Annotated in this window: 16 protein-coding genes; 7 read left to right on the forward strand and 9 right to left on the reverse strand. The window is 37.0% G+C overall.

The genetic code is table 11. From position 1 onward, the window contains the following. Nucleotide 1 precedes the first annotated feature (1 nt). Both M902_RS15725 and M902_RS04010 read right to left on the reverse strand, forming a co-directional pair. Nucleotides 2-331, reverse strand: coding sequence for an SWIB/MDM2 domain-containing protein (locus M902_RS15725; protein ID WP_021266248.1), 330 nt, complete (start codon nt 329-331; stop codon nt 2-4). A 70-nt stretch (nt 332-401) separates the two neighbouring features. Then, nucleotides 402-2,060, reverse strand: a complete 1,659-nt coding sequence (locus M902_RS04010; RefSeq protein WP_021266501.1) for a SulP family inorganic anion transporter — start codon at nt 2,058-2,060, stop codon at nt 402-404. A gap of 222 nt (nt 2,061-2,282) precedes the next feature. Between M902_RS04010 and cdd the strand changes: the two genes are divergently transcribed. Continuing rightward, nucleotides 2,283-2,705, forward strand: a complete 423-nt coding sequence (gene cdd / locus M902_RS04015; RefSeq protein ID WP_021266181.1) for a cytidine deaminase — start codon at nt 2,283-2,285, stop codon at nt 2,703-2,705. A 5-nt stretch (nt 2,706-2,710) separates the two neighbouring features. On the opposite strand, the gene purB is transcribed toward cdd, so the two are convergent. From purB to M902_RS04035, 4 genes are all read right to left on the reverse strand, one after another. Beyond that, the gene (purB, locus tag M902_RS04020) at nt 2,711-3,997 is read right to left on the reverse strand and encodes an adenylosuccinate lyase (protein WP_021265850.1); all 1,287 of its coding nucleotides are present in this window, start codon (nt 3,995-3,997) and stop codon (nt 2,711-2,713) included. A gap of 15 nt (nt 3,998-4,012) precedes the next feature. Then, complete coding sequence (locus M902_RS04025; protein WP_021266404.1) at nt 4,013-4,654, reverse strand: hypothetical protein; 642 nt, start codon at nt 4,652-4,654, stop codon at nt 4,013-4,015. Then, complete coding sequence (locus tag M902_RS04030) at nt 4,654-6,096, reverse strand: TolC family protein (RefSeq protein ID WP_021266472.1); 1,443 nt, start codon at nt 6,094-6,096, stop codon at nt 4,654-4,656. The genes M902_RS04025 and M902_RS04030 overlap by 1 nt, the downstream gene beginning before the upstream one ends. 99 nt (nt 6,097-6,195) lie before the next feature. Beyond that, nucleotides 6,196-6,555: a hypothetical protein gene (locus M902_RS04035; protein WP_040313865.1), complete on the reverse strand. Its 360-nt coding sequence runs from the start codon at nt 6,553-6,555 to the stop codon at nt 6,196-6,198. A 69-nt stretch (nt 6,556-6,624) separates the two neighbouring features. Here M902_RS04035 and M902_RS04040 point away from each other — a divergent pair, with 69 nt between their 5' ends. Genes M902_RS04040 through M902_RS04065 form a run of 6 tightly spaced genes read left to right on the forward strand, consistent with a single transcriptional unit; the run spans nt 6,625 to nt 11,669 of the window. Next, nucleotides 6,625-7,389, forward strand: a complete 765-nt coding sequence (locus M902_RS04040; protein ID WP_021266005.1) for a 3-deoxy-manno-octulosonate cytidylyltransferase — start codon at nt 6,625-6,627, stop codon at nt 7,387-7,389. Next, complete coding sequence (locus M902_RS04045; protein WP_021265867.1) at nt 7,379-8,983, forward strand: CTP synthase; 1,605 nt, start codon at nt 7,379-7,381, stop codon at nt 8,981-8,983. Before M902_RS04040 ends, M902_RS04045 begins: the two co-directional genes overlap by 11 nt. Further along, nucleotides 8,973-9,779: a 3-deoxy-8-phosphooctulonate synthase gene (gene kdsA, locus M902_RS04050; protein ID WP_021265921.1), complete on the forward strand. Its 807-nt coding sequence runs from the start codon at nt 8,973-8,975 to the stop codon at nt 9,777-9,779. Before M902_RS04045 ends, kdsA begins: the two co-directional genes overlap by 11 nt. Before the next feature lie 3 nt (nt 9,780-9,782). Beyond that, a complete protein-coding gene (locus M902_RS04055; protein WP_021266398.1) occupies nt 9,783-10,358 on the forward strand; it encodes an HAD family hydrolase in 576 nt (191 codons plus the stop codon). Nucleotides 10,359-10,371: 13 nt separating this feature from the next. Next, on the forward strand, nt 10,372-10,626 hold the full coding sequence (locus M902_RS04060; protein WP_021266116.1) for a DUF493 family protein: 255 nt from the start codon (nt 10,372-10,374) through the stop codon (nt 10,624-10,626). Then, complete coding sequence (locus tag M902_RS04065; RefSeq protein WP_021266217.1) at nt 10,623-11,669, forward strand: NAD(P)H-dependent glycerol-3-phosphate dehydrogenase; 1,047 nt, start codon at nt 10,623-10,625, stop codon at nt 11,667-11,669. Before M902_RS04060 ends, M902_RS04065 begins: the two co-directional genes overlap by 4 nt. Here the strand turns inward: M902_RS04065 and M902_RS15730 are convergent. Genes M902_RS15730 through phoU form a run of 3 tightly spaced genes read right to left on the reverse strand, consistent with a single transcriptional unit; the run spans nt 11,666 to nt 14,650 of the window. Next, a complete protein-coding gene (locus tag M902_RS15730) occupies nt 11,666-13,300 on the reverse strand; it encodes an ATP-binding protein (protein WP_156979709.1) in 1,635 nt (544 codons plus the stop codon). The genes M902_RS04065 and M902_RS15730 overlap by 4 nt on opposite strands. A 28-nt stretch (nt 13,301-13,328) precedes the next feature. Further along, on the reverse strand, nt 13,329-14,024 hold the full coding sequence (locus M902_RS04075; RefSeq protein WP_021265936.1) for a response regulator transcription factor: 696 nt from the start codon (nt 14,022-14,024) through the stop codon (nt 13,329-13,331). A gap of 8 nt (nt 14,025-14,032) precedes the next feature. Then, a complete protein-coding gene (phoU, locus tag M902_RS04080) occupies nt 14,033-14,650 on the reverse strand; it encodes a phosphate signaling complex protein PhoU (RefSeq protein ID WP_021266416.1) in 618 nt (205 codons plus the stop codon). Nucleotides 14,651-14,658 lie beyond the last annotated feature (8 nt).

A 14,658-nucleotide genomic window follows, 5' to 3' on the forward strand; every position in this document is an offset into this window, starting at 1 on the left:
TTTATTTTTCGATATTTGCACCAACAACAGCTGCCATTTGCATCATGTTGATTGTTTCACCTTCCTTCATATTACGAAGGTCAGTAACTTTACCAGACTTTGAAGTTGAGTTTGTATGCTTAAAGACAGAAAGTAGAGTTGCATCAGCTACGATGAACTTTCCTGCGTTCTCTGGGCTTCCATTTTCAGTCTTAGTTTGAAGACCTTTTTCTTTAATATAGTCCCACAGTCTTTTAGTGATTTCAGTTCTTGGAAGTTCTGTTTCACCAAGCATTGCTGCTAAGTCTGCTTTTAATTTTACTGGTTTTTTTAATCCTTTTTCTTCACTCATAATTTAATCCTTTAATTAGTGTCTCTAATAATTGTTTAGGAAAAGACTTTCTTTGTACAGAGAAAATCAATTACCCATCGAGTCGATCATCTGCAATATGAGTATTTAAATCCTCAATTACCGATAATTCAACTATATTTGATGCTTTATCTAGTAGTACTAGACAGTCTTTACTTAAATTAAGAAGGTGTAACTTCTTACCTTGCTGTGCGTAGCGTTCGGTGATATTTTGTAAGGCTTCAATTCCTGAGTGATCCCAAACACGTGAATTGTCAAAATCGATATACACGTGCTCTTTATCATCTTTAAAGTCAAAAAGGTCTTTAAATGAAGTTACTGAACCAAAGAATAGTGGCCCATCTAACTCATAAATTGTTTTATCGTCTTCATCTTTCTTTTTTGCATGCATTGTCTTTCCATGCTCCCATGCAAACACTAGCGCCGAAACAATGATACCGACAAGTACTGCAATGGCCAGGTCCGCTAGAATTGTAACAACTGAAACAAGGACAATTACTAAGAAGTCTGAAAGTGGAATTCTTTTAAAGAGACGTAAGCTTGACCACTCAAAAGTTCCGATAACAACCATAAACATAACCCCAACAAGAGCACCAAGAGGAATCATTTCTATTAACGGAGCTCCAAAGAGTACAAATCCTAGAAGTAGGATCGCTGCTGTAACTCCTGAGAAACGACCACGTCCACCACCTCGGATATTGATCATTGATTGACCAATCATGGCACAACCACCCATTCCTCCGAAGAAGCCATTAACCATATTGGCAAGTCCTTGACCAACACATTCTCGGTTTCCCTTTCCACGTGTATCAGTTAGCTCATCAACAAGTTGAAGTGTCATTAGTGATTCAATTAGACCAACTGCGGCCGCAAGTAGTGCATATGGAAGAATCAACTTTAGGTTATCCATTGTTAACTCTACAAATGGGATCTTAAATGTAGGCAGACCCGCTGCAATTGTTGTGATTGTCTTATCTTGATCTTGAACAAAATCAAGTACTGTTCTAACCAGCCCTGGGTTTGCTTCATTTAATAGGTAGCCAATAACTGTAGAAGCGACGATCCCTACAAGGGTAGCAGGAACGGCCTTTGTTAATTTTGGAAGGAAAACACTAATTCCCATCGTTAGGGCAATTAGTCCACACATAACTAAAAGTTGAGCTGAAGGCAGAAGCTCTCCACCAACAGTGAATTGCGAAAATTGTGCACGGAAAATAATGATGGCAAGACCATTAACAAATCCAAGCATTACTGGGTGGGGAACAAGGCGAATAAACTTCCCAAGCTTAAGTAGCCCAAATACTATTTGAATTAGACCCATAATGACAACAGCAGCAAAAAGGTAGCTTAGTGCATTGTCCATGGCCGCATCAAAAGTCATCCCACTATCTTTGCTCATTTCCATTACTTTATATACAAGTGGCGCAAAGATAACTGCTACGGCCCCTGTGGCCCCTGAAATCATTCCTGGACGTCCTCCAAAGATTGCGGTGATAAGTCCCATCATGAAGGCCGCGTAAAGACCAACTTTTGGGTGGACACCTGCAACAAAGGCAAACGCAATTGCTTCAGGAACAAGTGCTAGAGCAACAGTTAATCCTGAAAGGAAGTCATTTTTTAAGTTCTCTGGTTTCTTGATCGTTAGATCAATAAAACGATTTTTAAGTGAAGCACTCACATCTTCACTATGCTTGATTTTATCAGCTGACATGTCTCTCTTCCTATTTAAGTGTAAGCCTAAATACTATAGTATTTGACGCAACATTTAAAGGCTTTGTTCATTAAATAAAAATATCTTTTTGTTAAAGTTACAATAAAAATTATTATTTTGGGGAATCCACTGACTTATTATGAGCTTGATAGCAAGAAAGCTCAGTAGGCCCTCTATTTTTTTGAAATAGACTTCGATACTTTTTCCATTATAATAATATTTATGGAAAATAAAATTGAAGTATCAGACAAAGTTAAGCAGGCATATGAGATTGCAGTCAAAGCACGTTCAAATGCACATGCTCCATATTCAAAATTTCAAGTAGGTTCGGCACTCAAGATTAGTGGTGTCGATGCGCCTGTTCCTGGCTGTAATGTTGAAAATGCAAGTTACGGTGGAACAATTTGTGCTGAAAGGGGAAGTGTCCTTTCAAGTGTTGCAAAATTTGGTAAAAAAGACTTTGAATTTATCGTAGTTGTAACCGACCAAGATGCGCCGGCCGTTCCATGTGCATTCTGTCTTCAGGTTATGTCAGAATTTGTAAATGCAGACTTTCCAGTTTACTTGGGCAATCTTAAAGGGATTACGAAAAAAGTTCTTTTTAAAGAACTTCTTCCGCATCCATTTACTGAATTTACTGTTTAATATCTTTAGCTACGAGAAAAAATGCTTTGTGTATGGGCGCTGTAGATTTCAAGGTCGTTGAGATTCTTTAGTTGCCCGATAAGCTTCTTGTCTTCACTATCGCTAAGCTCAGCTTCCAAAATTGTGAAGAAGCTTTGACGATCACTTGCTTCAAATGATGCCTTTTGAACCATACGATATAGGTCTTCTCTTGTATTATTTGAAACCTCAATTAACTTATGTAGTACAAAGCTAGAAAGATGTTTAAAGTTTTGGGTTACTTTCGCTTTCATTGCTTCTTTGTCAATGACAAGGTCTCCAACTGTATTATTCATGCGCTCAATCGAGTAGAGTAGAATTCCAAACATATCTGGAAGGAAGAATCTTTCCGCACTTGAATGACTAATATCTCTTTCGTGCCAAAGGAGACAATTGTCCATGGCAACTTGGTTATATGTTCTTAGCATTCTTGCCATTCCCGTAAGATTCTCACTAGAGATTGGATTCTTCTTGTGTGGCATTGTCGAAGATCCTTTTTGACCCTTCTTAAAGCCCTCGAAAACTTCTGCAACATCAGAGTGTTGAAGATGACGGATTTCGACACATAGTCTTTCTAAGGCACACCCAAAAAGAGCGATGATATTAGTTAGCTTTGCAATTCGATCACGGGGGATAACTTGAGTCGAAATAGGTTCTACTTTGAGACCGAGATAGCTTAAGACTTCTTCTTCAATCTCGGGAGTCAGGATGGTAAAATTTCCAACCGCTCCGGACATTTGACCAGTTAGTTCATTATCATAGAAGTCTTTTAAATCATTATAGCGTCTTTTAAATTCACAAAGATGACCTCTAAGCTTTTGTCCAAAGCTCATTGGTTCAGCAAAAATTCCATGTGAGCGTCCAATACAAATTGTATCGATATGTTCTTGAGATTTTTCATCGAGGGTTTTTAAAAGATTTTCAAATGCTGGAAGGATACGATTAAGTGATTCCTTGATTTGAAGTGTAAGTGCCGTATCGATGATATCTGACGATGTAACACCGTAATGAAAGTATTTACCTTCATTTGTCTCTAGTTGTTCGGTAATTGACGTACAAAAAGCGATAACATCATGTCTTGTTTCTTTTTCAATTTCTTTGATTCGTTCAGGGTTAACTGTGACAAGGTTAAGTTTATTAGAGAACGCCTCTTTGATAACACCTGCATTCTCAAGAGCTTTTGTTAAAGAGTGTTCAACTTCGAGAAATTTCTCAAATTTAAATTGCTCACTCCAGATCTCACTAATCTCTTTCTTTTCATACCTTTCAATCATAAAAATTCCAATTTCTTAAAAAATAAAACCTACTCCAAGCTGAGCACTTACCCAACTTGCGGATGCTTCTGCTGTTACCACTTCATCAGAACTTTTAAGGGCCATTAGGTTATAGATAAGCCTTGTTGAAAAGTGAAGGCCGCTGCTAGCTCGATAAATTACCCCATAGCCAGCATTAAATCCAGGCCCTGATAAGTCTGTTCCAAATGCTTCAGAGTCAGTCATATTATAGGTAATATGGACATGAATTTCATCGTAAATAGACTTAATATTAATGAAGTCATTTATTAAAACGGAGCGTCTGCTTAGTCCGAGTCCACCAGTATAAACACTTAGGCTGGCATCGAGGTTATCAAATTCAGTTACACTTGCCACATCAAGAGTATTTAGAGCACCGTAAAGACTTAGAGAGTATCTATCACTATAGAAAGTTAGTGTTCCACTAATTGTATTTGTTGAGGCAAATTCACTTAGATTTGTAATTCCACCATAATTAAACTCTAGTGAGAAGTTATCATCCTTAATATTGTAGCGTGAGGTCTCGAAGCCGTAGTCTTCATCAACAATATTGATATCCTGAAAGCTTGTTAAGTCTTGTGAAAATACAGAAGAACTTAAAGCTAGAAGTAGAGTAGAGATTAAACTTAACTTTTTCATTAACGTCCTCCTCCTTTAATAATCGCCTTATCAAAAGCTTGATCAGGGAGATTCTCGATACCGACAATTTGAGCAAGCTCAACTCTTTTAGCTAGGTATTGAAATTTTATAATAGACTCTCTTGTTAGTGAGTCAAAGTAGTCCTGCATGGCCAGCTGGTATTCTAAGTAGCGAGTTTTTCGATTTGTATACTGGTAAAGGGCCGTCTCCATTCTCTTCTTTAATGAATCGTTACGGGACTTGATAATATTAAGTTGTTCAACCGAAGAATTTAGGAAGTTGAATATATTAACAATGGCCTCTTCAACTTTCCTTCTTGTTAGGCTTAAGTCATACATGGCCTTCTCTTTTTCGAGCCTTGCATTTGCAAGCTTTCTGCGATTGAAAAGCCCGCCATCTCCAAATAGAGTCCAACTAGCGTTTAAACTTGCTACAAGATCAATATTTGAGTTACCCGGCGAAGTTGTGTAGTAGTCGTTTGTCACAGAGCTGCCATCAAATATTTGAGAGTAAGTTCCAAAATTTACAGTGATCTTTGGTAGAGGTAGGTTATCTCTAACAGCAATTTCGTATTCACGGTTTTTGATATTTCTTTCAACCTGCTTATCGAGTATAAAAGGTGAAACTTTTCTTGCTGTCGCTATGGCATTATCTCTACTATAAGTTGATTTTTCATATTGATAATCATCTTTAATGAAGTAGAGAGTCCCTGGGGGGTCATTTAAACGCTTTGCCATATTTTCAGATGCAATATTTTCATTGGTCTTTGCATTTGTATAAGCTTCTTGTGCTCTTAGATATTCAGAACGTGATTGGTAGTACTCATGTTTTGTGACCTTCTTTTGAAGAACTTTTTCACGATTCATTCGATACACAAGAGTTGTTCTTTGTAGATATTGACGAGCAATGATCTTTAAATCCTTTGCATGAATCAGTTTTACATATTCACGAACAAGTTCTTGTTTGAATTCACGAAGTGTTTCCTTGTCGCGATCGATTTGGCGCTCAAGTGATTCCTTTTCATTCTTATAATTTAAGTAATCCTTGCCCCAGTTAAATAGAGTATATTCTCCAAGCTCTAGACCGACGCTTCCACTTGCGCTACGAGATGTTCGAGTAAGATCATTACCACCGCTCTTAAGTGTGCCAATTCGCTGTGGATTTAACTGAAAATTAATCTTAGGGTTTGGTGTCCAAAATTCTTCTTTTGTATCCTTAAGACGATTTTTAAGGATCTCAATATTCTTTCGTCGAATGATATTGTCTTGATAGCTACGCATTCCTTGTTCAATCACTGTTCCTATATCAAGTGGGCGGTAAGCACTTTCGTCAACTTTGTCTTCGCTGGCCTCTTGAATAAAGATCTCTGGAGATTGTTCTATTGCATAAGAAAAGGTTGTTATAAATAGGTAGGCGCAAACAAAGCCTATTGTTTTAGTCATAAATGAAGTCCCTCTCGTTTAGCTAATTGCTAATTTTGTGCGTCTACTAAAATTATGACTTGCGTGATATGAGATGGCAACAGTTGCTAAATGGGAATTCTAGAGAGTTAGTCCTGGGCAGCCACGACGTACAATTTGTTCTTCGAGTTTGATAACTTTTAGATTTGTAATCTTTAATTCTTGAATGACGCGGTATTGATTTTCTCTTAGCTTAGTGGAGATCGACTTTTTGTTCTCAGGTGTCGACTTTAAAAGATTTTTATTTCGATCAAGTAGGAAGAGAAGTCTTTGACGATGTTCAACTTTTTCTTGTCGTTGATTCATCAGTGAGTCACATCGTCTGGAAATACTTGGGTCTGTAATTATGGAATCTGAAATAGTTTGCGCATTAAGTCTATGCTCAATTAAGGCCGTATAAATAAAAGTAATGGCACTGAGTGTTAAGGCGAAGTATTTCATAGATTTATGATATCACACTTTGCAAGTAGCACAGGTATTTGTTATTATTTACTGTCAAAAAGGTAAATAATGAACTTAAAAACTTTGGTATTAATACCATCAAGATTCGCCTCGACTCGTTTCCCTGGAAAACCTCTAGCAAATATCGCCGGCAAGGCAATGGTCTCTCATGTTTATGATGGATGTGCTGGTATTGTTGAAAATTTTCCTGGATCAAAAGTTTGTGTCGTAACGGATAATGATGAAATTGAAAAAATGTTAACAGACTCGGGCCGTAATGTAGTTCGTATCGATGATGATGTGCCTTCGGGAAGTGAAAGAATTTTCTTGGCCTATGATCGTTTCTTTAAAGACGAGAATTATGATTTTGTTATCAATGTGCAAGGTGATGAGCCTCTGATTCAAGCAGATCTACTGAGTGAGCTTCTTAGAATTCACAGTTCTCAAGATTTTGATGTCGCCACGGTAATTAAGGAGATGTCGATTGATAATGATCACGAAGATTACTTAAATCCAAATAAAGTAAAGGCCGTTTTCTCAAAAGAAAAGAATATTTGTCATTACTTTACAAGGAGTCCGCATCCATTCAATCGACAAAATACTCCAGGACTTAATTGGTACCTACATATTGGTATTTATTCATTTAAGCCTGAAGTTTTAAAAAGTTTTTGTTCTCTAGGTGAGTCGACTAATGAAAAGATCGAATGCCTTGAGCAACTAAGGTTACTAGATAACGGCTACACTATTGGTGCAGCAATTACAGATATGACATTATGTGGAGTTGATACTCCAGAAGATATTCCATTTGTGGAGGGAGTGATAAATGGCAAATAGCCAAAAGAAGTACATTTTCATTACTGGTGGTGTGGCAAGTTCTCTTGGTAAGGGACTAGCTGCTGCATCCATTGCATCTTTACTTGAGAGACGAGGTATTCGTATCAATATGTTAAAGATGGATCCGTATATCAACGTTGACCCAGGAACAATGAGTCCTACTCAACACGGGGAGGTTTTTGTAACAGATGATGGTGCCGAAACTGACCTTGATTTAGGTCATTATGAAAGATTTACTTCGCTAACACTTTCTAAACAATCAAACTTCACAACTGGACAGGTTTATCTAGAGGTAATTGAGCGTGAAAGAGAAGGGAAGTACTTAGGAAAAACAGTTCAAGTTGTTCCTCATATTACTGACGAAATTAAGCGCCGTATTCATATAGCAGCAGATGATGCGGATATTCTTATTGGTGAAATAGGTGGAACTATTGGAGATATTGAATCTCTGCCTTATGTTGAGTCAATTAGACAATTTGCACATGACGTTGGACAAGAGAATGTTTTATTTATTCACCTTGTTCTTATTCCTTATTTGACAGCTGCTGGAGAGTTAAAGTCAAAGCCGGCCCAACACTCGGTAAAAGAGTTGCGCTCACAAGGTCTCTTCCCACATATTATTATTTGTCGAAGTGATCGAGAGATTGATCAATCGATTATGGATAAGATTTCTCTTTTTTGTAACGTTCCAAAAGACAATGTATTTCAATCACTCGATTTGGATTCTATTTATAAGGTACCTCTAAATTTTCATTCACAAGGATTAGATGAAAAGATCACAAAAATATTAGGAATCTGGTCTTCTTCACCGAAAGTTGATGACCTCGAGAAGGTCGCATACAATTTTGATCATCCGTTAAGAGAAGTGAAAATTGGTATTGTTGGGAAGTATACAGAATTAGTCGAGTCATACAAATCACTTGATGAGGCGCTTAAGCACGGAGCTCTTGCTCACCAGCTTAAACTTGTTCCGGTCTATGTTGATTCAGAGGATATTGAAAAAGAAGGTGCTGCAAAGCTATTAGAAGATGTACAAGGAGTTCTTGTTCCTGGTGGTTTTGGAGAACGTGGAACAGAAGGTAAAATCTCCGCTATACAATACGCTCGAGAAAATAAAGTTCCATTCTTTGGGATCTGCCTTGGTATGCAGTTAGCAATCGTTGAGTATGCACGAAATATTTGTGGATTGAAAGATGCAACATCAGAAGAATTTAATAATGGTGGTGATCTATTAATTCATTATATGGAAGGCCAAACTCGTGATGGTGCTAAAGGTGGAAGTATGCGCCTTGGTAGTTATGAGTGTGAGCTTCTTGATGGAAGTCATGCCTTCGAAATGTATGGTGAAAAACTTATTCATGAAAGACATCGTCATCGTTTAGAAGTTAATAACTTCTACGTTGAGTTATTAAAAGAAAGTGGGCTAGTTATTAGTGGAAAGAATCCGGAGCTTGATCTTGTTGAAACGATTGAGATTAAGGATCATCCTTTCTTCTTTGCGTGTCAGTACCACCCAGAATTTAAATCGAGGCCATATGCGGCCCACCCAGTATTTAGCGAATTTATTAAAGAGGCAGATAAATATGGAAAATAAAAAATTAGATCTATTCATGGGGACTTGTGTAATCGAGTCTGAACAAATGTGTATGGACGTTTGCGGACGTCTATTAGAAATGCTTGAGCCTGTTAAAGATCAAATCAACTTTTCTTATAAAGGTAGTTTTGATAAGGCCAACCGCTCTTCGATTGATTCATTCAGGGGCCCTGGACTTGAAAAAGGTCTACAGATTCTAGAAAAGGTTAAGAAGCAATACGGTGTCCAACTTATAACTGACTTTCATACTGCTGATCAAGCTGATGCTGTCGCAAGTGTTGTTGACACAATCCAGATCCCAGCTTTCCTTTGTCGCCAGACAGATATGATTCTTGCAGGTGCAGAAGCTTGTAAGAAGCACGATGCTCAACTGAAAATAAAAAAAGGTCAGTTCTTATCTCCAGAAGAGACTGGAAATATTGTTAAGAAGGCCGAAGAATTTATTACGAAAGATAAAATCCTTCTTACAGAAAGAGGTACTTCATTTGGTTACAATAATCTTGTTGTTGATATGGCAAGTTTCCAAATTATGAAGTCATTTGGTGTTCGTGCAATTCACGATGCAACTCACTGTGTACAAAGACCAGGTGGACTTGGGACTTCAACTGGTGGGAAGCGTGAGCAAATTTTAACTCTTGCTCAAGCTGCCGTAGCTGCTGGTGCAGATGGGATCTTTATGGAAGTTCATCCTAACCCAGCTGAAGCGAAGTCTGATGCAGCAACAAGTTTACCGCTTGATCAAGCAGGAGCGATTATCCAAAGACTATTAAGAATCAAAAACGCAATTACGGAATAATTAATGGATTTATTTACAAAAGCACAAAAGTACAAAGAAAAATTAAAAGATATCAAAGTTCTTGCTTTTGATATTGATGGAGTACTCACTCCTGGACATGTATGGTACCAAGATGATGAGATGGGCTTTAACCGCTCATCACATACCTCAGATGGTTATGCATTGAAGCTGCTTATGAGAGCAGGTTTTAAAGTAGGAGTCATTTCTGGCGGTGCTTCAAAAGGTGTTCAAGAGCGCTTTGTGAATAACCTAAAACTTGATTTCGCCTTTCTTGGTGACGAGGATAAGAGAGTTGCATTCAAGAAAGTTCTTGATCTTGGCTTTAAACCAGAGGAAGTTCTTTTCATGGGAGATGAATTCTTTGATGTTCCACTTTTAAAGGCCGCTGGCTTTGCAGCGACAACACCTCATGCATCTCATGAGATTCAAGTTTATTGTGACTATGTCACGCAAAGAGAAGGTGGCCATGGTGCTGTAAGGGAAGTAATTGATATCTTCCGTTATGTGCATGGTATTGTTCCAGAAGTCTTAGACTTTGATGGGAACCCTATTGATTTTAAACATTCATGGCCAAAGTAGGAGTAAATTAAAAATGGATTTAGCAAAACTTAAGTCACTTCTAGATGATCAGTACGAGTGGCCAGCAGTCTATAATTTTAAATTTATTGGAAATGATTCAAACCGTGATGAGTTAATTATGGCCGTAGGTGAAAAACCTCACCATGAAAAACCATCAAAAACAGGTAAGTATATTTCTTTTACATTCAATGTAACATGCAATAGTTCAGATGAAGTGTTAACGATTTATGAACGAGTCGGACGCCTACATGGTATACTTGCACTATGATAAAAGAAAAATTCAAATATAAGACTGCACTAGTCGTTGGTGCCGGTGCATTTGGTACTTCTATTGCATCAATTTTGGCGCATAAGTTTGAAAACGTAATTCTTAAGGTACGTTCTGAGGACATATACAAAGATATAAATGACGATCGTATCAACTCTGTTTACCTTCCAGGAATTAAGCTAGATGCTAATATTAAGGCCATTCTAGACTGGAGTGAGCTGGAGACTAAAGAAGAAGAGAGCTTAGAGCTTATTGTTTCAGGTTTGCCTACTCATGGTATTAGAACTTTCTTTAGTGAAAATCTCGTTCGTTTTAATAGCTATCTTGGAAAAGGGATTCCATTAATCAGTCTTTCAAAGGGGATTGATCCTGATACACTTGAACTCAGCGATGATTTATTAAATGATTTCTTCCCACAATATCGTGATAATATCACATTCTTATCTGGTCCTAGTTTCGCGAAAGAAATTATGGAGAAGCAGATTACTCTTGTGACAATTGCCGGTCGTTCTAAAAGTGTCTTAATGGATGTTGCGGCCAAGCTTGAAACGCCATATTTTAAGGCCCTACCTAATTATGATATTAAAGGAGTACTCTTAGGTGGTGCTCTTAAGAATGTTTTGGCCATTGCTGGCGGTATTGTCGAAGGTCTTGGCTATAATCATAATACACGTGCGGCCATGATTACTCGTGGGATTGTTGAAATGCTACGTTTCGGTAAAGTATTTAATGCACGTCCTGAAACATTTTATGGCCTAAGTGGGATGGGGGATCTTATCCTAACGACTACAGGTGGCCTCTCTCGTAACAAGACTTTTGGACTTGAGATCGCTAAGGGAAGAAAACCCCTCGAAATCATTAATTCTCAACGAACTGTTGTAGAGGGTTATAAAACAACGAAGGCCGCTTTCTTACTCGCCCAAAAGTATGATATCCGCGCAAGAATCTTTACTGGACTCTATGATGTTCTTTACAATGACGCTAATGTTGAAGAAGTGTTAAAGAAGCTAATGGATGCACCAATAAAGTTTGAAATAGACTAAGGCTTAATTGGGAAGAGAACTGTAAAAGTTGTACCCTTATCAATCATACTTTCAACTTCTATTGTAGCTTTCATCTTTTGAGCAGAGTGTTTTGCAATAGCAAGACCTAGGCCCGTTCCACCTGTATTAATACTTCGTGATTGATCGACTCTGTAAAATCTTTCAAAAATTCTAGCAATCTTATCATTCGGGATCCCAACGCCTTCATCAGTAATGGCAATATACTGATGATTATCCCTTTGACCACTTTCAATTGTAATTAAGGTGCTTTCTTTTGAGTACTTGATTGCATTTGAAACTAAGTTTGAAATACAGTGGTAGAGTAGCTTTCCATTGGCCATGATTGTTTCAGGGCCAGCTTGAGTATAGTTGACACTCATATCCTTAGCATTGATCTTGAGTTGCTGATCGTTAATAAGAGCGTTAATAAATGAGGGAAGATTAATTTTTTCTACTTCAATTTTTCCTTCATTCTCAATTTTTGAAAGAGAGAGGATCCCATTGATTAACTCATCAAGACGATCAACATTTTGAATAACAATATCCATAATCTCTTGCTGATCATCATCAGTATTGATGGACTTTAGAGTTTGCGTGTAGCCCTTTATAGATGTTAGGGGTGTTTTAATTTCATGAGAAACATTTTCAAAAAAATCTCTTCTCATATTATTAACATCTTGAAGTTTTGTGATGTCACTAAAGTAGAAAAGAATTTCTTTATTCTTGTTCTTCGATTCTATATCACTAATCTTAAGTTGGAATGAGTTTGTCTTGCCGCTTACTTTTGTCAGAGCAATTTGAGTGTTATGGATAAGATTTGCTTGATAACCATACTTCTTAATAAGGTTGATAAAGTCATAGTCTCTAATAATACTAATGAGATCAGCTCCACGGTAGCGTCCATTAAATGATGCAAATGACTTTCTAAAAGCATTATTACAGAAGATGATTCTTCCTTTGCTATCTGTAACAACGACAGGATCATCAATTGAATTGATAATTACGGAATAGTATTGTTTAGTATTAAATAGATCTCTTTGTAATTTTCTTCTTTTATTGAAGCTTTTAATCGATTTTGATTCGATATAGTCCCAGTAGTCACGGCTATCTGTAGTATCGATAACACCTTTCATTCTAAAAATATGAAAGAGATTATATAGAGGCGTGAAATAGTGACGAAAGAGAAAAAACTGGCCAGCAATAAAGATAATCCCAAGAATTCCCATTGCCATAAAGAGCTTTGAAAATACTTCCGATGAAATTAATTTTAGCGCGTCCGATTCAATTCTTAAAAATAAGGTATAACTTTTACCTTGTGAGTTAAGAACACGATGGTGATAGATATACTTATCATCACTGTCATAACCACCAATTACAATATTTTTGAAGTCTTCAATTTTAAAGCTGGGCGCAGCGCACCTGATTGTGCGATTTGCGTTTAAAATGTAAAATTGCGTACGTTTTGATTGTTTGTCACATATCTGAGCAATACCATCTTGGCGAATCGAATCTAATTCTTGATCAACAATTGAGTGGATAAAACTATCTTTAAAATTAATGATAAAGAATGACCCTAAAAAGAGTAGGGATATACAAAAAATTATTGTTTGATAAAAAATAATATCATTCAAAAACTTTATTTTTAAAAAGTTTAAAAAGTTATTCTTCACTCTTTACTCGATATCCAATCCCACGAACTGTTTCGACCACTTTTGATTTACTCCCAAGCTTCTTCCTTAAGGCAAAGACGTGAGTATCAACAGTTCGATCAGTAACGTAGATATTTTCACCTTTTATTAGGTCAACAATTTGTTTACGTGTAAAAACCTTTCCTGGAGAAGAAATTAATACACAGAGAATTTTGAATTCTGAAACTGTGAGTTTAATTTCCTTATCATCAATAAGTGTTTTTACTCCGTCGACATCGACTTTGATGCCCATATGATTGTAAGAATTCTTATTATTGATAGGTGAACTATCGCGATGGCCTTCAACTCGTCTTTTTAGACTACTAACTCTTGCCTTAAGAATACCGATATCAAACGGCTTTGTAATATAATCGTCAGCTCCCGCATCGAGTCCTTCAATGATTGATTCGCTTGAAGTTAATGCTGTAACAAATAGGATACCGACACTTTTTAATTTCTTAGTATTTCGAATATATTGGCATATCTGAACACCACTTAAATCCGGTAACATTCGATCCAGAACAAAGAGGTCATACTGATTGTTCTCAATGGCGTTAATGGCATCATTTCCTGTATTTGCCATGTCGTAATCAATTCCAATGGCCTTAAGATTAACCCCAATTAATTTTGCAATAGATTGTTCGTCTTCTACGATAAGTGCTTTCATTACTTGCCTTACTGTTCCTCTGTGTGCCTTACGTCTTTACCTGACTCTAGGAAGATAATATCTTCACAAATATTTGTTGCATGATCACCGCATCTCTCAAAGATCTTTGAGACGCGAATGACTGCAAAGCCTTCATCTACTTCTGCTTTTCCATCTTTTAAAAGTTGGTAGAACTTCTTAACAAGATCTCTGTGGAGAGAGTTAACTTCGTGGTCGGCTTTGATAACATCTGTTGCCATTTGAATATTATTTGAAGCAAAGGCAATTAAGCTCTTTCTAACCATTTCAAAGACTTCAGCTTGGATGATACTACAGTGTTTCTCTTGGTTTGAAATTCGCATTAGGTAGCGTTTTAAGTTAACGGCTTCATCACCAAGTCTTTCTAATTCGGAATTGATTTTCATAATAGCAAGGGCCGTTCTAAGGTCAATTGCTGTAGGGGATTTGAGAGCAATAAATTTAAAGACATGATCATCCACAAGCTTATGAAATTCATTAATCTCATTTTCAAGCTCATAAAGATTTTCTATTTTTGATTTTTCATCTACTGCAACGTGGAGAATCTTTTCCACAACTGCTGCCATTTCTGTAATATCTTTTCTTAGTGTTTCAACAGTTAATTCCATTGAATGCT

Source organism: Bacteriovorax sp. BAL6_X (assembly GCF_000443995.1).
GTDB lineage: Bacteria > Bdellovibrionota > Bacteriovoracia > Bacteriovoracales > Bacteriovoracaceae > Halobacteriovorax_A.